Here is a 20,399-nt window from a genome sequence, read left to right as displayed (position 1 = left end):
CACGTAGCCATCGCCACCGTTGTTTCCGGGCCCGCACAGCACCGCGACGGACGCGCCGAGCGGCGTCCCGCGCGCCACCGCATCAGCGACGGCAACGCCGGCGCGCTGCATCAGCGCACGGCCCGGCGTGCCCGCCGCGATGGTGATGCGGTCAGCCTCCGCCATGGCTTTGGGCGTAAGAAGGGCGCAGGTGCGACGTGTCATGACCTCAGTCTCGGAAGGCGTCACTGGCGGGTCAATCGTCACGTCCCGCGCCCGCATGACATTGTCGCCCAAATTTCAGGCATAACGGAGCCGACCGGATAGCGTCGCCCCGGCCCGCGACACCTTGTAAGCCCAAAATTTATGCAACATGCTCATCAAAATAGCATTTCTGGAGGCGCCTGCATCGATCATCCCGGTGGAAGGCTGGCTTTCCCCTTGCAATTCCAGCACAATCGGGACGCGAAGCCTCTGGCACATCTCCTGCTAGCCCGCGAATGCGGTTCGGGGGCGGGAGCCACATCCGGCGGTCGAACCACAGGAGCAGGATCGGAATGAAGAAGATCGAGGCGATCATCAAGCCCTTCAAGCTCGATGAGGTGAAGGAGGCGCTGCAGGAGGTCGGACTCCAGGGCATCACGGTCACCGAGGCGAAGGGGTTCGGCCGGCAGAAGGGCCATACCGAACTCTATCGTGGCGCCGAATATGTCGTGGATTTCCTCCCCAAGGTGAAGATCGAGATCGTCATGCCCGACGACATGGTGGACAAGGCGATTGACGCCATCCGCCGTGCCGCCCAGACCGGACGCATCGGCGACGGCAAGATCTTCGTCTCCACCATCGAGGAAGCCATCCGCATCCGCACCGGCGAATCCGGCCTCGACGCCATCTGATCGAATTCGGCGGGTCCGCCTGCCGCAATGCACACGTGCAAACCAAGAGGAAGCACTAAATGACGACTGCCAAGGATGTCCTGAAAATGATCAAGGAGAACGACGTGAAGTACGTCGATCTCCGCTTCACCGACCCGCGTGGCAAGTGGCAGCACGTCACCTTCGACATCACCATGATCGACGAGGAGATCTTCGCCGAGGGCACGATGTTCGACGGCTCCTCGATCGCCGGCTGGAAGGCGATCAACGAGTCGGACATGCTCCTCATGCTCGACCCCTCGACAGCGCAGATCGACCCGTTCTTCGCCGAGACGACGCTGTCGATCGTCTGCGACATTCTCGAGCCGTCGACCGGCGAGCCCTACAACCGCGACCCGCGCGGCATCGCCAAGAAGGCCGAGGCCTATCTGAAGTCGACCAAGATCGGTGACACCATCTTCGTCGGCCCCGAGGCCGAGTTCTTCGTCTTCGACGACGTGAAGTTCGCCGCCGAGCCCTACCACACGGGCTTCAAGGTGGACTCGTCCGAGCTGCCGACCAACTCCTACACCGACTACGAGGGCGGCAACCTCGGCCACCGCGTCCGCATCAAGGGCGGCTACTTCCCCGTGCCCCCGATCGACAGCCTGCAGGACATGCGCGGCGAGATGCTCGCCTCCATGGCCAAGATGGGCGTGAAGGTCGAGAAGCATCACCACGAGGTCGCTTCCGCCCAGCACGAGCTCGGCATGAAGTTCGACACGCTGACGCACATGGCCGACCAGATGCAGATCTACAAGTACTGCATCCATCAGGTCGCCAACATCTACGGCAAGACCGCCACCTTCATGCCGAAGCCGGTCTTCGGCGACAACGGCTCGGGCATGCACGTGCACCAGTCGATCTGGAAGGGCGGCAAGCCGCTGTTCGCCGGCAACAAGTACGCCGATCTGTCGCAGGAATGCCTCTGGTACATCGGCGGCATCATCAAGCACGCCAAGTCCCTGAACGCCTTCACCAACCCGTCGACCAACTCCTACAAGCGTCTGGTCCCGGGCTACGAGGCGCCGGTTCTGCTGGCCTACTCGGCCCGCAACCGCTCGGCCTCCTGCCGTATTCCGTGGACGGCCAACCCGAAGGCCAAGCGCGTCGAGGTTCGCTTCCCCGACCCGACCGCCAACCCGTACCTCGCCTTCGCGGCCATGCTGATGGCCGGCATCGACGGCATCACCAACAAGATCGATCCGGGCTCCGCCATGGACAAGGATCTCTATGATCTGCCGCCGAAGGAGCTGAAGAAGATCCCGACGGTGTGCGGCTCGCTGCGCGAGGCCCTTGCCAACCTCGACAAGGACCGCGCCTACCTGAAGGCCGGCGGCGTTTTCAACGACGACTTCATCGACAGCTACATCGAGCTGAAGATGACCGAGGTGATGCGCTTCGAAATGACCCCGCACCCGGTCGAGTACGACATGTACTACTCGGTCTGATGCGGAAAGGGCGGGCTTTCGGGCCCGCCCCCACCGGACGATCAGGAGCGGGCGCCCTCGGGCGCCCGTTTTCGTTATGGGCCTCGGATCAGGCCGCCTTCACCGTGGACAGGAACTGCTGCACGGCCTGCTTCAGCTCGTCGGACTGGGCCGACAGCGCGCTCGCCGTGGCGAGCACCTCGCGCGCCGCCTCCCCCGTCTGCGCCGCCGTCGCCGTCACGCCCTGGATCGTGCCGGAGACGCTGGCGGTGCCGTTGGACGCCTGCTGCACGTTGCGTGCGATCTCGGCGGTGGCCGCGCCTTGCTGCTCCACCGCCGCGGCGATGGCGGCGGCGATCTGGTCCATGCGGCGGATCACCTCCGTGATGCCGTCGATGGAGCCGACCGACTCCGTCGTCGCGGACTGGATCTCGTTGATCTGCCCGGCAATCTCGGTGGTAGCCTTGGCGGTCTGCTCGGCGAGCGACTTGACCTCCGACGCGACCACCGCGAAACCCTTGCCGGCTTCACCCGCCCGCGCCGCCTCAATGGTGGCGTTGAGCGCCAGCAGGTTCGTCTGGCCGGCGATGTTGTTGATCAGGCCGACGATGTCGCCGATGCGCTGGGCGCTGTCGGCGAGCTGGCGGATGATCGTCGCGGTGCGGTCCGCGTCCGAGACCGCGCGGCGGGCGATGGCGGCGGAGTCGTTCACCTGCTTGCCGATCTCGGCGATGGAGGCGCCGAGTTCCTCGGTGGCCGAAGCCACGGTCTGCACGTTGCCGGTCGCCTCCTCCGACGCCTTGGACACGATGCCCGACTGGCGGGCCGTGTCGGTCGCCGTCTCGGTGAGGCGTCGGGCCGTCACCTGCATCTCGCCAGACCGCGTCGCGACCACGCCGACGATGCCGCCCACCGTCGTCTCGAAGGCGCCCGCCAGCTTGTCGAGTGTCTCGCGGCGGTCGCGGCGCCCGGCGTCGATATAGACCGCGATGGCAATGTCCATGTCGAGCATCGCCGCCTTCACGACGGCAGCCTGCAGCGCCTGGCGCTCGGCGGCCCGGCCACGGCCCAGCAGCGCGGCGGGCATCCGCTTCTCGACGGCGGCGAGAACGCCGGTCACCAGCGCATTGTACCCGCCGATGTACCAGCGCGGCTCGAGCCCGAGCTTGTTGTGGATCTCGCCGATCCGCGTGACCGAGGCCTCGTAATCACCGTCGAACCGGCCTTCGAGGATCACGCCCCAATGCTTGATCTGCATCGCCTTGGCATGGGCCATGTGATCCTTGCTGCGGAAGAAGGCGGCCGTCTCGGGAATGCCCCCGATCATCTGGTAGAACTGATCGAGCACCCCGGGAAGTTCCTCGAGCACCATGGCCCTATGGGCTTTGAGAGCTTCGGAGGCGGCCCGGTCGAGGCCGTGGAAGCGCAGGCGCTCGGCGAGCGAGTTGCCTCGTGAAGAAGAGGGGGACATGGACGGGGGCGACAGCGCGCCGGCGGGGGTCATGGGGTGCTCCCTGGCCTAAACGTTTTATGACAACGGGTTGCGGCGCGAGAAGATGCGCGGCAAAAGGGCACCATTTCCGCATTAAAAAAGCATTCTATGAAAAAGAGACCCGCCGCATTAGAAAAAGAGACCCGCCGCATTAACGGCACTATACGAGGACGACACTTTGTCGCAGGCAGCGCTTTAGTGATACTAATCGTGATACAGGTATCTCGGTAAGCGGCATTCCTCTGCGGCATACCTATGCGGATATTGACACTACCATCTGTCAACTCGCTTTGACTGAGCTTTACGTCCCGGCGCGCGGCGTGGATCAGACGCCTCCGCAAGAAAAAGGAGAGCAATACCGAGACGGCGGATGCGCCGCGACGCGAGGTCTTTGCCCATCCGTTCTGACGGCTGCCGGCCGGGGTTTCACGCGGGATGATACCGCAGCGCCGACCGGCCGCCCCCTGGTAACCGATCCACCGCGCCACCACGACAAGAATGCGCAATTTCCCGATTTAACATGCTGTTTAACATATCACATTATTGATTTGGCATTCCCAAACGGAGCCACGTCCTGATGTTTTCTCTCGGCTCATACCGCATCACGCCCAAGATCCTGGCCATCGTGGCCCTGCTCAACTCCGCCCTCGTCGCCATAGCGCTGATCGGCGCCTTCGCCCTCGACCGGGTTGGCGAAGATGCCGACCAGGCCGCCGCCGCCGCCCGCCGGGCCGTCGCCGCGGCCCGCGTCAACCAGCACGTGATGATCATCAACCGGGTTGAGTTCATCCTGGCGGCGAGCCCGACACCCGACCTCATCCGCCAGCTGCCCGCCGAGGCGGCCCGCGAGGCGGACCTCGCGCGCGAGCGCTTCGGGGTGGTCCGCACCTCCACCGCGCCTGCGGTCCAGGAGGCCCTGCGCAAGGCGGAAGACGCCTTCAATGCCATGATGATCCAGAGCCAGCAGACGTTCGCCTTCGCGGCCCAGATCCAGGGGACGGCGACGCCGGAACAACAGCAGCGGCTGAAGGATCTGGCCATGGCCAGCCGTGAGCGCACCCTCGAGGCCCGCCGCCTCGTGTCCGAGATGACGAACCTCCTCATCACCCGCTCCGACGCCTACGCGAAGGAGATTCACGAGACGGCCGATTCCAGGGAGCGGCTCATGTACGTGATCATGGGCTTCGCCCTGGTCGGCGGCATCGCCTTCGCCCTCGTCATCGGCCAGGTCGGAATCGCCCGGCCCATCGGCCGCATCAATGCGGTCCTCGCCGAACTCGCACGCGGCAACTACCAGGTGGCCGCCTACGGCGCCGAGCGCCGCGACGAGGTCGGCGACATCGCCAAGGCGGCCGAGACCTTCCGCGCCAACGGCATGGAGGCCGACAGGCTCCGCGCGGAGCAGGAGGCGGCCAAGGCCGCCGACGCCGAGCGCCAGAAGGTGATGATGCGCGAGCTGGCCGATCGCTTCGAGGGTGCCGTCGGCGGCATCGTCGACATGGTCTCTGCCGCCGCCACCGAGATGCAGGCGACCGCCACGCAGCTCTCCGCCTCTGCCCAGGAGGCCTCGGCCCAGTCGACCTCGGTGGCGAGCGCCGCCGAGGAGGCGGGCGCCAACGTCACCGCCGTCGCCGGCTCGGCCGAAGAGCTCGGCGCCTCGGTGCAGGAGATCGGCCGGCAGGTCGAGCACTCCGCCAACCTCGCCCGCAGCGCCGTCAAGGAAGCCGACGCGACCGGCGGCATCGTCTCGGAGTTGACCGAAGGCGCGGCGCGGATCGGCGCCATCGTCGAGATGATCTCGACCATCGCCAGCCAGACCAACCTCCTCGCCCTCAACGCCACCATCGAGGCGGCGCGGGCGGGCGAAGCAGGCCGCGGCTTCGCCGTCGTCGCCCAGGAGGTGAAGGGTCTCGCCGAGCAGACGGCGAAGGCCACCAGCGAGATCGGCTCCCAGATCGTCGCCATCCAGGAAACGACCAACAAGGCGGTCAGCGCCATCGCCGGGATCACCAGCAGCATCCGCTCGATCGACCAGGCGACGTCCTCGATCGCCTCGGCGGTGGAGCAGCAGGGATCGGCGACGCGCGAGATCGTCGGCTCGGTCGGCCAGGCCTCGGCCGGCACGACGGAGGTCTCCTCGGCCATCACCTCGGTGGCCCAGGCCGCCGCCGAGACCGGCCACGGCGCGGCGCAGGTGCTCTCCGCCTCGGCCGACCTCGCCCGTCAGGCCGAGCAGCTCTCGGCGGAAGTGAAGAAGTTCCTCGCGACCGTCAGGGCCGCGTGACGACACCACGGATAGCCGGCCCCTCGCGGCCGGCCGTTCGGGCGCAAGCGCCGCCTCAGGGTTGTGGCGGAGCCGATCCGGGCTCCGTCCCGGCAGCCCCCGCCTTGTTCTGGCCGTCGACGATCGCACTCAGCGCCTGCGCATCGACCGGCCGATAGAACAGCCAGCCCTGCGCATAGGCGACGGACTGCGCGGCGAACCAGGCCGCCTGCTCTTCCGTCTCGATCCCCTCGACGACGAGGTCGAGGTCCAGCGCCTTTGCCATGGCGAGGATCTGCGGCAACACCGGAGAACGCTGACGGTCCGCGCCGATGGTCTCCGTGAAGCTCCGGTCGATCTTCAGCGCGTCGATCGACAGGGCGTTCAGGTACGACAGGTTGGCGAAGCCCGTCCCGAAATCGTCGATGTAGACGCGGTGTCCGCGGGACCGCAGCAGCCGGGTGCCGTCGACGGCCCGGTCGCGGCGCGCCGCGGCATGTTCCGTCAGTTCGAGGATGATACAGCGCGGGTCGATTCCCGTCCTGTCGAGCATGGCGGCGAGGGTCTCGAAGAAATCCGCATCGTCGAGATCGTTCGCCGAGATGTTGATGCTGACGCGGAAATCGGGATGTGCCTGCATCAGGCCCGCGAGTTCGTGGGTGACCCGCCGCAGCATGAAGCGCGTGATCTGGCCGATCAGGCCGGCCTCCTCGGCCAGCGGGATGAAGGTCGACGGCGGGACCTGATCGCCCTCCTCGTCCCGCCAGCGGATGAGCGCCTCCGCGCCGACCACCGACCGGTCTGCGAGCGCGACGATCGGCTGGTAGACGACGTCGAAGCTGCCCCGGGTGACGGCGCGCTTCAGTTTTTCCGTCATGGAAAGCCGCGTCGCCTGCCGGTGGACGAGCAACAGGCCGAGCCCCAGGCCGATGACCGATCCGAGCAGGCCGGTCGCCGCCATGATCGGCCATTGCAGGCGCAGGACGTCGGCCTTGGCGAGCGAGGTGACGACGCAGATCGACCGCTCGCCGTCGCACAAGGGGTGGAACAGGATGCCGTGCCGGTCCACGCGCCGGCCGGCTGCGATCTCCGCGCCGGAGAGCGCCGGCGACGTGCCGAACAGGCGGAGGAACCGGCCGTCCGCGCCGAGGTAGCCGGCGACGAAGTCGACGCCGATCAGCGCCTCGTCCGCCAGCGCTTCGGGATCGATGACCACGTTGGTCTCCCCCTGGCCGAGGATGGGGGCGCGGCTGTTCCGCGCGACGAGCAGCGGTTCGGCGGCGTGGACGGCGAGACCCTGCCGCGTCACGAGATCGGCCGCCGCGATCATGGCGGGCGCGGCGACCGCCTGCAGCGTGCCCGAACAGTGCAGGGCCCCGCCCCTCACCCGGCCCACGTCCTTGACGAAGCGGGTGCGGAACACCTGTTCGCGCAACTGTTCCAGTTCGGACGGCGAACAGAAGGCCGAAGGCTGCCGGTTGAAGAGATCGATGGTGAGCCGCGCCTCCCGGTCGATTGCCGCGAGGTGGCCGAGAACGGCCCGCCCCGTCGACGCGATGCGATCCTGCCCGACCGCGAGAAGCAGCAGCCAGCCGGCGAGGGCGGCGACGGCAGCGATGGCAACCGTGGTGGTGGCGACGAGGAGGATTTGCAGGAAGCGGCGGCCGCGGCGGGCCCTGTCCGCTGACGACGCGTGCTGGGAGATGGATGTCACGACGGCCTGTTCGTACCGGCGACGCCGGCTTGCTCGACGCAGACCTGCGATCTGCTCACCTAGGGTAAGCAGACTGTGCCGTCATTGCCCCTGACAGACAAGAGGATCCGCCGCCCCTCGGGGCGGCCGCGCGACATCAGAGGATGAGGAAGGTCACCGCGAGCGTCAGGGTCACCACCCAGGCGCCGATGCGCCCGAGCGTCCAGGCCGGATCGGTCTCGTCGCCGGGAAGCACGAGGCTCGTCTCCTCCGGGTCGATGCAGCCGAGCGCCAGCCCCGCGCGCTCGGCTGCGCGCATCAGCTTCGCCATATCCTGTTCGACCGTCACCAGTCCCAATACGCGGTCCATGACGCAACTCCGGAACGCCTCGCCCACCCCTGCCGCGCACTGTGAGGCGGCAGGCGTAAACGAGGACTTTGCAAAGCCGTCCTGACGGGGTTCCATGTCGCTGGTGTGGCACCGAATGTATCTGCCTGTGGCATTTTGGTTTCACCCGCACCCGTCACCCACCTGTCGCGGGGCGCGGGTGAAATGGGCGCATTGCCGAACGAGGATCTCGATACCATGTCCGACGCATACAGGCCGGATGAGGCCCGCCAGCTCAGCGTCTCCCAGCGCGCCGAACGCGCCGAGGATCGCGGCACCAGCCCCGCGGAGGGAGCAACCTTCGGCGACGTGGTCGCCGCCCGCTTCCACCGCCGCGACCTGATAAAGGGCGTGCTCGGCGTCGGCGCCATCACGGCGACGCTCGGGCCTGCCGCACTGGCGTCCAGTACTGCGGCGGCGCAGGCCCCGGCGATGCCCTCCTTCGGCTTTCGCGAACTCTCCTCCACGCCCTCCGACCGCACCGAGGTGGCCGAGGGCCACCGGGCCGACGTCCTGATCCGCTGGGGCGATCCCGTCCTCGCCGATGCACCCGCCTTTTCGCCCGCGGCCCAGACGGGCGCCGCCCAGGCCCGCCAGTTCGGCTACAACAACGACTATCTCGGCTATTTCCCCCTGCCTGGCGCGGCGAACCCGTCCCGCCACGGCCTGCTCTGCGTCAATCACGAGTACACCAACGAGGAACTCATGTTCCCCGGCCTCGGCCGCCAGGACTGGGGCGGCCCGCTCGGCCGTGCCAAGGCCTTTTCCGGCATGACCCCCGACCTCGCCGCCGTCGAGATGATGGCCCACGGCGGCTCGGTGCTGGAGGTGCGCCGCGAGGGAGAGCGCTGGGAGGTGGTGGCCGGCTCGCGCTATGCCCGCCGCATCACCGCCGAGACGCCCATGGCGATCACCGGCCCCGCCGCCGGCCATCCGCGGATGCGGACGGCCGCCGACCCGGACGGTCGCCGCGTCCTCGGCATGCTCAACAACTGCGCCGGCGGCCGCACGCCCTGGGGCACCTGGCTGACCTGCGAGGAGAACGTCAACGGCTATTTCTCCGGCCGCCTGCCGGAGGGACACCCCGAGGCGGCGAACTATCGGCGCATGGGCATTCCCGGCCGCTGGTACAACTGGGGCGACTACGCCCCGCGCTTCGACCTGTCGAAGGAACCGAACGAGGCCAACCGCTTCGGCTGGGTGGTGGAGATCGACCCCTTCGATCCCGCCTCGACGCCGAAAAAGCGCACCGCCCTCGGCCGCTTCAAGCACGAGGGCGCGGCCGGCATCGTCTCCCGCGACGGCCGCTACGTGCTCTATTCCGGCGACGACGAGCGCTTCGACTACGTCTATCGCTTCGTCACCGGGGGCCGCGTCACCGGCGACCGGGCGCGCGACGCCGACCTCCTTGATTCCGGCACCCTCTCCGTGGCGCGCTACAACGCGGACGGCACCGGCGACTGGCTGCCGCTGGTCTTCGGCGAAGGGCCTCTCACCCCCGCCAACGGCTTCCAGTCCCAGGCCGACGTGGTGATCGAGACGCGCCGGGCCGCCGATCTCCTCGGCGCCACCCGCATGGACCGGCCGGAGGATGTCGAGGCCAACCCGAAGACGGACAAGGTCTATGTGATGCTGACCAACAACAGCCGCCGCAAGCCGGAGGAGGTCGACGCCGCCAATCCGCGCGCCGACAACCGCTTCGGCCACATCGTCGAGATGCTCCCCGACGGCCGCGATCATGCCGCGGCCCGCTTCACCTGGGACATTCTCGTGCGCTGCGGCGACCCGGCCGTCGCGACGGTGGGCGCGACCTTCAACAGCCAGACATCCAGGGATGGGTGGTTCGGCATGCCAGACAACTGCGCCGTCGACGCCGACGGACGCCTGTGGATCGCCACCGACGGCAACTCGCCGACCCGCACCGGCCGCAACGACGGCGTCTGGGCAATGGAAACGGAAGGGACGGCGCGGGGCACGTCCCGCCTGTTCTTCAAGGTGCCCTTCGGTGCCGAGCTCTGCGGCCCCGAATTCACGCCCGACGCCGAGACGTTCTTCGTCGCCATCCAGCATCCGGGCGAAGCGGATCCGGAGGATCCCGGCGCGGCGCCGGCGACCTACGAGAACCCGTCAACCCGCTGGCCGGACTTCTCCCCCGACATGCCGCCCCGGCCCTCCATCGTCGCCATCACCCGCCAGGGTGGCGGCAAGGTCGGCAGCTAGAAGCCTTGGACCCGCTAGGACGCGAGCGCCAGCAGCGCCCGCGTCAGCGCGCCGTCGGCTCCGCGCATCGTGTCAAGGACGGAGAAGTGGTCGGCCCCGTCCACCGGCAGCAACGGCCCCGGTGCGCCGGCACGCATCCGCGCCGCGTGCATCGCATGGGAATTGGCGACCAGCGCCGGCAGTTCGCGCGTGCCATAGGTGACGGCGAGCGGCTTCATCACCGCCGGCCGGCGCAGCGGCGACAGGTCGGCGATCTCGGCCGCCGTGAGGCTCAGCTTCTCGTCGAGATAGGTGTCGGCGAGCGGCGCCAGTTCGAAGACGCCGGAAATGGCGAGGCCGGCCGTCACCGCCTCGTGGCTGAGCGCCATGGCCGCGAGATGACCGCCCGCCGACCAGCCGGCGACGATTAGCGGCCCGCCGGCCCCGTGCGCGGCGGCATGCGCCGCCAGCCAGTCGAGGGCGGTGCTGCATTCACCGACGATCTCCGCGAGGGAGGCCTCCGGCGCCAGCGTGTAGCCGGGCATGGCGACGGACCAGCCGTGCGCCGCCACCCCCTCCCCCAGCACGGCGAACATCTCGCGGGAGTTCCGCATCCAGTAGCCGCCGTGGAAGTAGACGAGGCAGGGCGCGCGCGGGGCGCTCCCGGGATAGAGGTCGATCTTCTGCCGTTCTCCCGCCCCGTAGGCGAGGTCCATGGTCCCGGCGTGGCGCGCCCGGATGACGGCCGACTCGTCCGTCCAGCGTGCGAAGGTCTCCGTCCAGGAGGGCACCGCCTGGCCGTTATTATAGGCCGCATCGCGGATCGGCTGTGGAACGGGCGAGACGTCTATGGCCATGATCGGGCATCCGGCGGGAGAGGATGCCAGTCTCGCACGGAACGGGGCCGGGGGAACCGCCACGGCCGCATGCGGTTCAACCGCAGATGAGGAGATCGCCATGACACGACCGGCAAGCCAGCCCGCCGACCATTCCACCGTCTCGCCCTATGTGATGGCGAAGGGCGCCCGCGACCTCATGGGCTTCCTCGGCGAGGTCTTCGGCGCGACGCCGATCATGGCGCTCGACCGCGAGGACGGCAGCCTGATGCACGCGTCGGTGAAGATCGGCGATTCCGTCGTCATGCTGGCCGAGGCGACGGGCGACTATCCCGCCTTCCCGGTCTGGCTCCATGTCTATGTCGACGACGTCGCCGCCGCCCATGCGGCGGCGCTGGCCCGCGGCGCGGTCGAGGTGGAGGCGCCTTCCGAGAAGGGTGATGGCGATCGGCGCGGCGGTTTCAGGGATGCCGCCGGCAACACCTGGTGGATCGCGACGCCCGTCCAGTCCTGAAGCCGGCCGGAACAAGCGGGGCCCCCTGCGGTTGAGTCCTGGAACCCCAGGAGATTCGGCATGCAGGACGAAAAGATCATCCGCGAGACCACGACGCGCGAGGCCCACACCACCGCGACCGAGGATGGCACGACCATCCCCGCCCACGACAAGCCAGCGGATCGGAACGGCGAGCGCAACGAGCAGCACGCCGAGGCGAAGCGTGAAGGTGGCACCGAGCGGACGACGCTGAAGGAAGCCCATTCCACCGCAACGGAGGCCGGCACCACCATTCCGGCGCACGACCGTCTGGTGCCGAAGAGCGCCTGAGCCCCACCGCAGGGCCGAAAAAGCAAAAAGCCGGGCCCAGGGCCCGGCTTTTCGATGTCGTGAGGCGAAAGATCAGCGCTTCGAGAACTGGAAGGAACGACGGGCCTTGGCCTTGCCGTACTTCTTGCGCTCGACCACGCGGCTGTCGCGGGTGAGGAAGCCTTCCTTCTTCAGGGCGCTGCGCAGCTCCGGCTCATAGTGGGTGAGCGCCTTGGAGATGCCGTGGCGCACCGCGCCGGCCTGGCCGGAGAGGCCGCCGCCGGCGACCGTCACGTTGATGTCGTACTGCGTGTCGCGGCCGACGAGAACGAGCGGCTGGCGGAGCAGCATGCGCAGCACCGGACGGGCGAAATAGACCTCGAGCGTCCGGTCATTGACGGTGATCTTGCCCGAGCCGGGCTTCACCCAGACGCGGGCGACCGCGTCCTTGCGCTTGCCGGTGGCATAGGCGCGGCCCAGCTTGTCGAGCTTCTGCACGTGCCGGGGAGCCTCGGCGGCCGCCGGCTTGAGGGCGCTCAGGCCCTCGAGAGACGAAACGGTCTCAGCCATGGTCAGGCCCTCACGTTCTTGGAGTTCAACACGCCGACGTCGAGGACGACGGGCGCCTGGGCCTCATGGGGGTGCTTGTCGCCGCCATAGACGCGCAGGTTCGACATCTGCCGGCGGCCAAGCGGACCGCGCGGAATCATGCGCTCCACGGCCTTCTCGACGATGCGCTCGGGGAACTTGCCGTCGCGGATGGTCTTGGCGACACGCTCCTTGATGCCACCCGGGTAGCCCGTGTGGTGGTAGTAGGCCTTCTGGTCCCACTTGCGGCCGGTGAAAACCACCTTGTCCGCGTTGATGATGATGACATTGTCACCGCAATCGACATGGGGGGTATACGTGGCCTTGTGCTTGCCGCGCAGGCGCGTCGCCACGATCGTCGCGAGGCGGCCGACAACCAGGCCCTTCGCGTCGATCAGAACCCACTTCTTGTCGACCTCGGCGGGCTTCGCCACATAGGTCTTCATGGTCGTGTCTTCCGGAATAGAGGAAATCGGAAGCGGCGCACCGGAAACCGGCCGTCGCGTCGGGAGGGCTATAGGCGAGACCGGCCGGCGCGTCAACGCAAGCGACCCGCAAAAACTCTCGCAAAACCAGCGACTTATAAAATAGGTATTTTAATACCTTGATTTAATCGCCGATTTTGCAAGGGCTTGCCAGTGCCGTCGCCGCTCAGGGACGCGCCGGGATCTCCAGGCCCCGCTGCACGGCGGGTCGCGCCAGGCAGCGCTCCAGCCAGGCAGGAACCTCCTTCAGCTCGTGATAGGCGACTTGATCGGCGGCGCCGTAGAAGCCGACGAGATTGCGTACCCAGCCGAGCAGCGCGATGTCAGCGATCGTGTAGTCATCGCCCATGATGTAGCTCCGCCCGGCGAGCCGGGTTTCCAGCACGCGGATGAGGCGGTGGCTCTCGGCGCGGTAGCGCTCGAAGGGCCGCTTGTCCTCGTAGTCGCGGCCCGCAAACTTGAAGAAGAAGCCGAGCTGGCCGAACATCGGGCCGACCGCCGCCATCTGGAAGAACACCCACTGGATCGTCTCGATGCGGGCGACGGGATCGGTGGCCAGGAAGCGGCCCGTCTTCTCGGCGAGGTAGATGAGGATCGCGCCGGATTCGAACAGGGCGAGCGGCTCTCCGCCGGGGCCGTCGGGATCGATGATCGCCGGTATCTTGCCATTGGGGTTCAGCGCGAGGAATTCAGGCGTCCAGGTCTCGTTCTGGCCGATATTGATGGCGTGGGGCTCGTAGGCGAGCCCCGTCTCCTCCAGCATGATCGACACCTTCACCCCGTTGGGGGTGGGGAGCGAATAGAGCTGGATGCGGTCGGGGTGGGCGGCCGGCCAGCGGCGGGTGATCGGAAAGGCGGAAAGATCGGACATCGGAAAGCTCCTCGGCCGTCCTCGCGACGGCGGACCTGCGACAGATGGGCGGCGAGCCTCGGCGATCAACCGACGCCGCGCAAGCGTCGCGGCTTCGTGACCGGCCTCCTACGCCGCACGGGCGAGTTGAGCGGCGCGCCGCCCTGCCGCACGCTCCGGCCATCCGGGAGGCGGGATCAACCCGCCCCCGACGATCGATGAGGAAACGCCATGCCGATGGTCACTCCGCCCGCGGGCCATGTCGGCCCCTTCGCCGGCCTCGACGTGCCCTGGCTCCTGGCTCTCAGGGCCCGCACCCGGCGCGATCATCGCTTCATCGTCTGGACGCCCTTCGAGCGGCCGGCGGTCACGCTCACCTACGGCGCCTTCCATGAGCGCGTCGGCGCCCTGGCAGCAGGCCTGGCGAAGCGCGGTGTGAAGCCCGGAGAGTTCGTGCTCATCCACCTCGACAATTGCCTCGAGGCGATCCTCGCCTGGTATGCCTGCGTCGAGCTCGGCGCCGTCGCCGTCACCACCAACACCCGTTCCGCCGGGCCGGAGATCGCCTATTTCGCCGGCCATTGCGGCGCCGTCGCCGCCATCATCCAGCCGGCCTATGCCGGGGCGGTGGCCGCCCACTGCCCAGACCTGCGCTGGATCGCGGTCACCGACAATGACGGCGGCGAGCCCGCTCCGTCCGCCACGGCACCCGAGAAGGCCATGCGCTTCGACGCGCTCTTCGCCGACGCCGCCGACCGTCCCTCGCGGCCGCACGTCCCGCTCTGGCCGTGCTCCGTGCAATACACCTCCGGCACCACGGCCCGGCCCAAGGCCGTTCTCTGGACCCACGCCAATGCGCTGTGGGGGGCGAAGGTCAACGCGGTCCACGAGGACCTTCGGCCCGAGGACGTCCACCTCGTCCACCTGCCGCTCTTCCACACCAACGCCCTCGCCTATTCGGTGCTCGCAAGTCTCTGGGTGGGCGCCACCGCCGTCATCATGCCGCGCTTCTCGGCGAGCCGCTTCTGGGCGACCGCCGCCGCGCACGGCTGCACCTGGACCTCCGTCGTGCCCTTCTGCAACCGCGCACTGATGGAGCGTGACATCCCCAAGGCCCATACCTTCCGTCTCTGGGGCAGCGCCGTCTGCGAGCCGCCGACCGACGCGATCTTCGGGGTGAAGACCATCGGATGGTGGGGAATGACCGAGACCATCACCCACGGCATCGTCGGCGAGGCGAACCAGCCGAACATCCCCATGGCCATCGGCCGCGCCGCGCCGGAATACGAGATCCGGGTGATCGACGACGACGGGCGGCCGACCGCCGTCGGCGGCACGGGGCATCTGCGCATCCGCGGCATTCCCGGCCTGTCGCTGTTCAAGGAATATCTCTTCAACGACAAGGCGATGCGCGAGAGCTTCGATGAGGACGGCTACTTCATCACCGGCGACCGCATCACCCTCCTCTCCGAGGGGTTCATGAAATTCGCCGACCGCGACAAGGACATGCTGAAGGTCGGCGGCGAGAACGTCGCCGCGTCCGAGATCGAGCAGGTCATCGCGCCGGTCGCCGGCGTGCGCGAGGTGGCGGTGGTGGCCAAGAAACACCCGATGCTCGACGAGGTGCCGGTCGTCTTCATCATCCCGCAGGGCGGCGTCGCCGGCGCCCCTCCGGCCTTCGCCGACACGGTGCTCGCCGCCTGCAAGGCTGCCCTCGCCGACTTCAAGGTGCCGCGGGAGGTCCACCTCGTCGATGACATGCCGCGCTCGACGCTGGAGAAGATCGCCAAGGCGGAGTTGCGGAAGCGCCTGGAGGCGTGACGGGCCATGACTCCCCGCCCCCTCACCGCTCCGGCGGGATCGAATAGGTGCCCGTCGCATGGGCGACGAGCTCGTCCGGTTCGCCCTCCGACCAGATCGCCACCTCGCCCACCGCCAGGCGCTTGCCGAGCTTGATGATCCGGCATTCTGCCAGAAGGTCCTTCTGGTCGGGCTTCCTGAGGAAGTTGATGGAGAGGTTGGTGGTCACCGCCAGCGCCACCGGTCCGATGGAGGCGAGGATCGCCACGTAGAGCCCCGTATCGGCGAGCGTCATCATGGTCGGCCCCGAAATCGTGCCGCCGGGACGCAGCTGGCGGGGGTCGTAGCGGCAGCGCATGCGCGCGAAGCGATGCTCCACCGCCTCGACGTGGAAGGTCTTTCCGGCCCCGAAAACCTGTGGAAACTCGGTCGCGAGGAAGGCTTCCATGGCGACGGCGTCGAGTTTCGGCGGCGGCTTTGTCTGGGTCATGGCATCCGTCGGGCTCGCGGCCGTTCGGCCGCCTTGCGAGGACGACGATAGCGGGCGACATTCCCGGCCGCTCCTCTTGCGAAAGGCGGATGGCGATGAACGCGCCGGCCCTCTCGACGCGCCCGATCCTCGACCGTCGGGACCACGACGGCGTGACGACGCTGACCCTCGACGATCCCGGCAGCCGCAACGCGCTGTCGGAAGCGATGCTCGCCGCCCTCTCCAACACGTTCACGGCCATCGCCGCGGACCGCTCAGTGCGCGCGGTGGTGCTCGCCGCCGTCGGCCCCTGCTTCTCCTCCGGCCACAACCTCAAGGAAATGACCGCCCGGCGCGCCGATCCGGACCGTGGCCGGGCCTATTTCACCGACATCCTCGGCCGCTGCTCGGCGATGATGCAGCAGATCGTCGCCCTGCCCCAGCCCGTCGTCGCCGCCGTCCAGGGTCTCGCCACCGCCGCCGGCTGCCAGCTCGTCGCCACCTGCGATCTCGCCGTCGCCTCGGCGGCAGCGCGCTTCTGCACGCCCGGCGTCAATATCGGCCTCTTCTGCTCCACCCCCATGGTGGCGCTCTCCCGCAACGTGGCGCCCAAGCACGCCATGGAGATGCTCCTCCTCGGCGACATGATTCCGGCGGAGGAAGCCCTGCGCATGGGCCTCGTCAACCGCGTGGTTCCTGCCGGCGAGGAACTGGCGGTTGCGCAGGCGCTCGCCGCCCGCATCGCCGCCAGGTCGACGCTGACCGTGAAGATCGGCAAGCGCGCCTTCTACGAGCAGTCTGGCATGCGCCTCTCCGACGCCTACGACCACGCCAGCGCGGTGATGGTGGAGAACATGCTCGCCCGCGACGCCGAGGAGGGCATCGGCGCCACCCTCGCCAAGCGCCAGCCGCGATGGGAGGACCGGTGAACCACGACAGCTATTCCGACGCCACCATCCGCGCGATCCTCGGCGAGGTGAAGGTCGTGGCCATGGTCGGTGCTTCCGCCAATGCGGTGCGCCCCAGCTATTTCGTGCTCAAGTATCTCCTCGACCGCGGCTACCGCGTCCACCCGGTGAACCCCGGCCTGGCGGGACAGGAGATCCTCGGCTGCCGCGTCTACGGCAGCCTCGCCGACATCCCCCAGCCCGTCGACATGGTCGACATCTTCCGCAATTCCGAGGCCGCTGGCGCCATCGTCGACGAGGCGCTCGCCCTGCCCGTTCGTCCGAAGGTCGTCTGGATGCAGCTCTCCGTCCGCAACAACGAGGCCGCAGCCAGGGCCGAGGCGGCGGGTCTCAAGGTCGTCATGGACCGCTGCCCGAAGATCGAACTCGGCCGGCTGTCGTCGGAAATCTCATGGATGGGCGTCAATTCGCGCACCATCTCGGCCAAGCGCGCGCCGCAGCTGAAATCCGGCAAGTTCCAGAAGCTCGGCCTGCGGCAGACCTTCCAGGGCAACGATTGACCGCGGACCGGAGGCCCGCGGAAAACCCCTTGTCTCCCGCGGCGACGGAAAAGGAAATTCTCTTTCCTTGACCCTTCGCGCCCCCGTTCGGTAAAACGAACGCCTCGTTCGTCAATGAAGCCAGCCGAAGGGCGGCATTTCCTGGAGGATACCCATGGCCGATCGCGCCCCCGGTTTCGCGACCCTCGCCGTCCATGCCGGCGCCCAGCCCGACCCGACCACGGGCGCCCGCGCCACGCCGATCTACCAGACGACGTCCTTCGTCTTCGACGACGTCGACCATGCCGCCTCGCTCTTCGGGCTCCAGGCCTTCGGCAACATCTACACGCGCATCGGCAACCCCACGAACGCGGTGCTGGAGGAGCGCGTCGCGGCCCTCGAAGGCGGCACGGCGGCGCTCGCGGTGGCCTCGGGCCACGCGGCCGAATTCCTCGTCTTCCACGCCCTGCTGCAGCCGGGCGACGAGTTCGTCGCATCGAAGAAGCTCTACGGCGGCTCGATCAACCAGTTCAACCACTCCTACAAGAGCTTCAACTGGAACGTCGTCTGGGCCGATCAGGACGACGTTTCCTCCTTCGAGCGCGCCATCACGCCGAAGACCAAGGCGATCTTCATCGAGAGCATCGCCAATCCGGCCGGCGAGATCACCGACATCGCCGCCGTCTCGGCGATCGCGAAGAAGCACGGCCTGCCGCTCATCGTCGACAACACCCTGGCGACGCCCTACCTCATCCGCCCCTTCGAGCACGGCGCCGACATCATCGTCCATTCCGCCACCAAGTTCCTCGGCGGACACGGCAATTCCATCGGCGGCGTGATCGTCGACGGCGGCTCCTTCGACTGGATCAAGTCGGGCCGCTATCCCTTCCTGACCTCGCCGCGCCCGGAATATGGCGGCATCGTCCTCGCCGAGACCTTCGGCAACTTCGCCTTCGCCATCGCCACCCGCGTCCTCGGCCTGCGCGACCTCGGCCCGGCGCTGTCGCCCTTCAACGCCTTCCAGATCCTCACCGGCATCGAGACGCTGCCGCTGCGCATGGAGCGGCACTGCGCCAATGCCCTGACGGTGGCGGAATTCCTCTCGACCCACCCGAAGGTCGCCTGGGTGTCCTATCCCGGCCTCCCCGGCGACAAGGGCCACGCCCTGGCGAACAAGTACACGCCGAAAGGCGCGGGGGCGGTCTTCACCTTCGGCCTCAAGGGCGGCTTCGACGCCGGCGTGAAGCTGGTCTCCGAGGTGCAGCTCTTCTCCCACCTCGCCAATGTCGGCGACACCCGCTCGCTCATCATCCACCCGGCCTCCACCACCCACCGTCAGCTCTCCGACGAGCAGAAGACGGTGGCGGGCGCCGGGCCGGAAGTGGTGCGCCTCTCCATCGGCATCGAGGACCCGGCCGACATCATCGCCGATCTCGAGAAGGCGCTGGGAACGGTTTGATGCGAAAGCTTCGGAATGCGTGACGCCCGGCCTTGAGCCGGGCAGCACGACGTGAACGCGGCGCCTGAAGGTCGTCGTGGATGCCCGGGCCAAGCCCGGGAATGACGGAAAGGGCGGGCCCTGGACGGCAGCCGTGCCTGTGACCGTTGGCGCGCTATTCCGCCGGAACCGCCCGCCCGACCGGCGCCACCTGCATCTGCGGCGCGTGGGTCAGCGCGAAGACGTGCGACAGCGCATGGCCGAGCACCAGCACGGCGAAGCCCTGGTGCAAGAGGCCCGCCCAGAGCGGCACCACGAGGATCAGCGTGACGATGCCGATCACCGCCTGCGCGGCGATCAGCCCGAAGAGCACCGTGGCGCCCTTGCCATAGGCGGTGCCGCGTGCCGCCAGCATGTGCCAGAGCGCCAGCGCCACCAGCCCATAGGCGACGAGGCGGTGGTTGAACTGTACGAGGGCGAGGGAATCGATGAAGGCCTCGAAGACGCTCGGCTTGTCGAAGAGCACGGCCATGGGCGGGATGAGCGCGCCGTCCATGAGCGGCCAGTCGTTGAAACGCATGCCCGCCTTGTTGCCGGCGACCAGCGCGCCGAGGGCGATCTGCAGCGCCAGCACCACCAGCACGGCGATGCCGCCGCGCCGCACCCTGTCTGACACCGGCTCGCGCCGCCTCTCCGGCATCAGGCGCAGCGCCGTCCAGACCAGCAGCGCGAAGATGAGGCAGGCGAGCGACAGGTGGAACATCAGCTTCAGGGGCGCGACATAGACCATGCCCGCCTTCAGGCCCGAGGCGACCATCAGCCAGCCGACGAAGCCCTGCAGCCCCATGAGCAGACCGATGGCGAAGGTGCCGGCGGCGAGCCGCACCGACATCCGGCCGCGCGCCACGAAATAGAGCCAAGGCAGCAGCATGGCGGCGCCTACAAGCCGGCCGAGGAAGCGGTGACCCCATTCCCACCAGTAGATGAACTGGAAATCGGCGAAGCTCATGCCCTGGTTGATGGCCTGGTATTGCGGGCTCGCCCGGTACTTGGCGAATTCCTCCGCCCATTGCGCCGACGTCAGCGGCGGCAGGGCGCCCGTGACCGGCTTCCATTCGGTGATCGAGAGGCCGGAATCGGTGAGCCGCGTCGCGCCGCCCACCACCACCATGGCGAAGACAAGCACAGCCACGGCAAGGAGCCAGAGACGGATGGCGCGGTCGGTGTCGGGGCGGGACGAAAGGGCCGCTGTCGCCGTCATGCGGCGATCCTCCAGCTTGTGATGAGCGTACGGAGCGAGATATAGCCCTCCCCTCCCGCCCGGCA

The 20,399-nt window shown here is 68.1% G+C and carries 20 protein-coding genes; 10 read left to right on the top strand and 10 right to left on the bottom strand.

Going from position 1 to position 20,399, the window contains the following annotated elements; translation table 11 throughout:
- Positions 1 to 204: NAD(P)H-hydrate epimerase (locus tag ACT6XY_RS03740; RefSeq protein WP_444746989.1), on the bottom strand; the 204-nt coding region annotated here is incomplete at its 3' end.
- Positions 205 to 536: 332 nt separating this feature from the next.
- Here ACT6XY_RS03740 and ACT6XY_RS03735 point away from each other — a divergent pair.
- The gene (locus tag ACT6XY_RS03735; RefSeq protein ID WP_296576966.1) at positions 537 to 875 is read left to right on the top strand and encodes a P-II family nitrogen regulator; all 339 of its coding nucleotides are present in this window, start codon (positions 537 to 539) and stop codon (positions 873 to 875) included.
- A gap of 59 nt (positions 876 to 934) precedes the next feature.
- Positions 935 to 2,344 (top strand): type I glutamate--ammonia ligase, encoded by a 1,410-nt coding sequence (gene glnA / locus ACT6XY_RS03730; RefSeq protein ID WP_444746988.1) that lies wholly within the window; start codon positions 935 to 937, stop codon positions 2,342 to 2,344.
- Between the two features lie 88 nt (positions 2,345 to 2,432).
- Here the strand turns inward: glnA and ACT6XY_RS03725 are convergent, their stop codons facing one another.
- Complete coding sequence (locus tag ACT6XY_RS03725; protein WP_444746987.1) at positions 2,433 to 3,827, bottom strand: protoglobin domain-containing protein; 1,395 nt, start codon at positions 3,825 to 3,827, stop codon at positions 2,433 to 2,435.
- 565 nt (positions 3,828 to 4,392) lie between these two features.
- Between ACT6XY_RS03725 and ACT6XY_RS03720 the strand changes: the two genes are divergently transcribed.
- The gene (locus tag ACT6XY_RS03720) at positions 4,393 to 6,099 is read left to right on the top strand and encodes a methyl-accepting chemotaxis protein (RefSeq protein WP_444746986.1); all 1,707 of its coding nucleotides are present in this window, start codon (positions 4,393 to 4,395) and stop codon (positions 6,097 to 6,099) included.
- A 55-nt stretch (positions 6,100 to 6,154) separates the two neighbouring features.
- On the opposite strand, the gene ACT6XY_RS03715 is transcribed toward ACT6XY_RS03720, so the two are convergent.
- Positions 6,155 to 7,792: an EAL domain-containing protein gene (locus ACT6XY_RS03715; RefSeq protein ID WP_444746985.1), complete on the bottom strand. Its 1,638-nt coding sequence runs from the start codon at positions 7,790 to 7,792 to the stop codon at positions 6,155 to 6,157.
- A 136-nt stretch (positions 7,793 to 7,928) separates the two neighbouring features.
- Entirely contained in the window at positions 7,929 to 8,141 is a 213-nt protein-coding gene (locus ACT6XY_RS03710; protein WP_444746984.1) for a hypothetical protein, read from the bottom strand.
- A 216-nt stretch (positions 8,142 to 8,357) separates the two neighbouring features.
- On the opposite strand from ACT6XY_RS03710, the gene ACT6XY_RS03705 reads away from it, so the two are divergent.
- Positions 8,358 to 10,379 (top strand): PhoX family protein, encoded by a 2,022-nt coding sequence (locus ACT6XY_RS03705; protein WP_444746983.1) that lies wholly within the window; start codon positions 8,358 to 8,360, stop codon positions 10,377 to 10,379.
- A 14-nt stretch (positions 10,380 to 10,393) separates the two neighbouring features.
- Here the strand turns inward: ACT6XY_RS03705 and ACT6XY_RS03700 are convergent, their stop codons facing one another.
- Positions 10,394 to 11,215 carry an alpha/beta hydrolase gene (locus ACT6XY_RS03700; protein WP_444746982.1) on the bottom strand — a complete coding sequence of 274 codons (822 nt, stop codon included), beginning with the start codon at positions 11,213 to 11,215 and terminating at the stop codon, positions 10,394 to 10,396.
- A gap of 100 nt (positions 11,216 to 11,315) precedes the next feature.
- Here ACT6XY_RS03700 and ACT6XY_RS03695 point away from each other — a divergent pair, with 100 nt between their 5' ends.
- Positions 11,316 to 11,708: a VOC family protein gene (locus ACT6XY_RS03695; RefSeq protein ID WP_444746981.1), complete on the top strand. Its 393-nt coding sequence runs from the start codon at positions 11,316 to 11,318 to the stop codon at positions 11,706 to 11,708.
- A 60-nt stretch (positions 11,709 to 11,768) separates the two neighbouring features.
- Positions 11,769 to 12,017: a hypothetical protein gene (locus ACT6XY_RS03690; protein ID WP_444746980.1), complete on the top strand. Its 249-nt coding sequence runs from the start codon at positions 11,769 to 11,771 to the stop codon at positions 12,015 to 12,017.
- A 72-nt stretch (positions 12,018 to 12,089) separates the two neighbouring features.
- Here ACT6XY_RS03690 and rpsI read toward each other — a convergent pair whose 3' ends face one another.
- The 3 genes from rpsI to ACT6XY_RS03675 all read right to left on the bottom strand — a co-directional run bounded on the left by rpsI (position 12,090) and on the right by ACT6XY_RS03675 (position 13,940).
- Positions 12,090 to 12,566, bottom strand: coding sequence for a 30S ribosomal protein S9 (gene rpsI / locus ACT6XY_RS03685; protein ID WP_444746979.1), 477 nt, complete (start codon positions 12,564 to 12,566; stop codon positions 12,090 to 12,092).
- 2 nt (positions 12,567 to 12,568) lie between these two features.
- The gene (gene rplM / locus ACT6XY_RS03680; RefSeq protein WP_106748598.1) at positions 12,569 to 13,030 is read right to left on the bottom strand and encodes a 50S ribosomal protein L13; all 462 of its coding nucleotides are present in this window, start codon (positions 13,028 to 13,030) and stop codon (positions 12,569 to 12,571) included.
- A gap of 205 nt (positions 13,031 to 13,235) precedes the next feature.
- Positions 13,236 to 13,940, bottom strand: a complete 705-nt coding sequence (locus ACT6XY_RS03675) for a glutathione S-transferase N-terminal domain-containing protein (protein ID WP_444746978.1) — start codon at positions 13,938 to 13,940, stop codon at positions 13,236 to 13,238.
- 210 nt (positions 13,941 to 14,150) lie between these two features.
- On the opposite strand from ACT6XY_RS03675, the gene ACT6XY_RS03670 reads away from it, so the two are divergent.
- Positions 14,151 to 15,740 (top strand): AMP-binding protein, encoded by a 1,590-nt coding sequence (locus ACT6XY_RS03670; protein WP_444746977.1) that lies wholly within the window; start codon positions 14,151 to 14,153, stop codon positions 15,738 to 15,740.
- A gap of 22 nt (positions 15,741 to 15,762) precedes the next feature.
- Here the strand turns inward: ACT6XY_RS03670 and ACT6XY_RS03665 are convergent, their stop codons facing one another.
- Positions 15,763 to 16,209, bottom strand: coding sequence for a PaaI family thioesterase (locus tag ACT6XY_RS03665; protein WP_444746976.1), 447 nt, complete (start codon positions 16,207 to 16,209; stop codon positions 15,763 to 15,765).
- Between the two features lie 95 nt (positions 16,210 to 16,304).
- On the opposite strand from ACT6XY_RS03665, the gene ACT6XY_RS03660 reads away from it, so the two are divergent.
- The 3 genes from ACT6XY_RS03660 (at position 16,305) to ACT6XY_RS03650 (ending at position 19,094) form a co-directional block, all read left to right on the top strand.
- The gene (locus ACT6XY_RS03660; RefSeq protein ID WP_444746975.1) at positions 16,305 to 17,117 is read left to right on the top strand and encodes an enoyl-CoA hydratase; all 813 of its coding nucleotides are present in this window, start codon (positions 16,305 to 16,307) and stop codon (positions 17,115 to 17,117) included.
- On the top strand, positions 17,114 to 17,656 hold the full coding sequence (locus ACT6XY_RS03655; RefSeq protein ID WP_444746974.1) for a CoA-binding protein: 543 nt from the start codon (positions 17,114 to 17,116) through the stop codon (positions 17,654 to 17,656). The genes ACT6XY_RS03660 and ACT6XY_RS03655 overlap by 4 nt, the downstream gene beginning before the upstream one ends.
- A 154-nt stretch (positions 17,657 to 17,810) precedes the next feature.
- A complete protein-coding gene (locus ACT6XY_RS03650; protein ID WP_444746973.1) occupies positions 17,811 to 19,094 on the top strand; it encodes an O-acetylhomoserine aminocarboxypropyltransferase in 1,284 nt (427 codons plus the stop codon).
- Between the two features lie 154 nt (positions 19,095 to 19,248).
- On the opposite strand, the gene ACT6XY_RS03645 is transcribed toward ACT6XY_RS03650, so the two are convergent.
- Positions 19,249 to 20,334 (bottom strand): COX15/CtaA family protein, encoded by a 1,086-nt coding sequence (locus ACT6XY_RS03645; RefSeq protein WP_444746972.1) that lies wholly within the window; start codon positions 20,332 to 20,334, stop codon positions 19,249 to 19,251.
- Between the last annotated feature and the right edge of the window lie 65 nt (positions 20,335 to 20,399).

The organism is Phreatobacter sp., assembly GCF_052440005.1.
Taxonomy (GTDB): Bacteria; Pseudomonadota; Alphaproteobacteria; order Rhizobiales; family Phreatobacteraceae; genus Phreatobacter.
This window is presented reverse-complemented; position numbering and strand designations above follow the sequence as displayed.

Coding starts and splice junctions, on each gene's coding strand:
- ACT6XY_RS03710 (WP_444746984.1), bottom strand. CDS start 8,141: ATGGACCGCGTATTGGGACTGGTGACGGTCGAACAGGATATGGCGAAG.
- ACT6XY_RS03650 (WP_444746973.1), top strand. CDS start 17,811: ATGGCCGATCGCGCCCCCGGTTTCGCGACCCTCGCCGTCCATGCCGGC.
- ACT6XY_RS03675 (WP_444746978.1), bottom strand. CDS start 13,940: ATGTCCGATCTTTCCGCCTTTCCGATCACCCGCCGCTGGCCGGCCGCC.
- ACT6XY_RS03645 (WP_444746972.1), bottom strand. CDS start 20,334: ATGACGGCGACAGCGGCCCTTTCGTCCCGCCCCGACACCGACCGCGCC.
- ACT6XY_RS03700 (WP_444746982.1), bottom strand. CDS start 11,215: ATGGCCATAGACGTCTCGCCCGTTCCACAGCCGATCCGCGATGCGGCC.
- ACT6XY_RS03690 (WP_444746980.1), top strand. CDS start 11,769: ATGCAGGACGAAAAGATCATCCGCGAGACCACGACGCGCGAGGCCCAC.
- ACT6XY_RS03695 (WP_444746981.1), top strand. CDS start 11,316: ATGACACGACCGGCAAGCCAGCCCGCCGACCATTCCACCGTCTCGCCC.
- ACT6XY_RS03705 (WP_444746983.1), top strand. CDS start 8,358: ATGTCCGACGCATACAGGCCGGATGAGGCCCGCCAGCTCAGCGTCTCC.
- rpsI (WP_444746979.1), bottom strand. CDS start 12,566: ATGGCTGAGACCGTTTCGTCTCTCGAGGGCCTGAGCGCCCTCAAGCCG.
- ACT6XY_RS03720 (WP_444746986.1), top strand. CDS start 4,393: ATGTTTTCTCTCGGCTCATACCGCATCACGCCCAAGATCCTGGCCATC.
- ACT6XY_RS03665 (WP_444746976.1), bottom strand. CDS start 16,209: ATGACCCAGACAAAGCCGCCGCCGAAACTCGACGCCGTCGCCATGGAA.
- ACT6XY_RS03735 (WP_296576966.1), top strand. CDS start 537: ATGAAGAAGATCGAGGCGATCATCAAGCCCTTCAAGCTCGATGAGGTG.
- ACT6XY_RS03725 (WP_444746987.1), bottom strand. CDS start 3,827: ATGACCCCCGCCGGCGCGCTGTCGCCCCCGTCCATGTCCCCCTCTTCT.
- glnA (WP_444746988.1), top strand. CDS start 935: ATGACGACTGCCAAGGATGTCCTGAAAATGATCAAGGAGAACGACGTG.
- ACT6XY_RS03670 (WP_444746977.1), top strand. CDS start 14,151: ATGCCGATGGTCACTCCGCCCGCGGGCCATGTCGGCCCCTTCGCCGGC.
- ACT6XY_RS03660 (WP_444746975.1), top strand. CDS start 16,305: ATGAACGCGCCGGCCCTCTCGACGCGCCCGATCCTCGACCGTCGGGAC.
- rplM (WP_106748598.1), bottom strand. CDS start 13,030: ATGAAGACCTATGTGGCGAAGCCCGCCGAGGTCGACAAGAAGTGGGTT.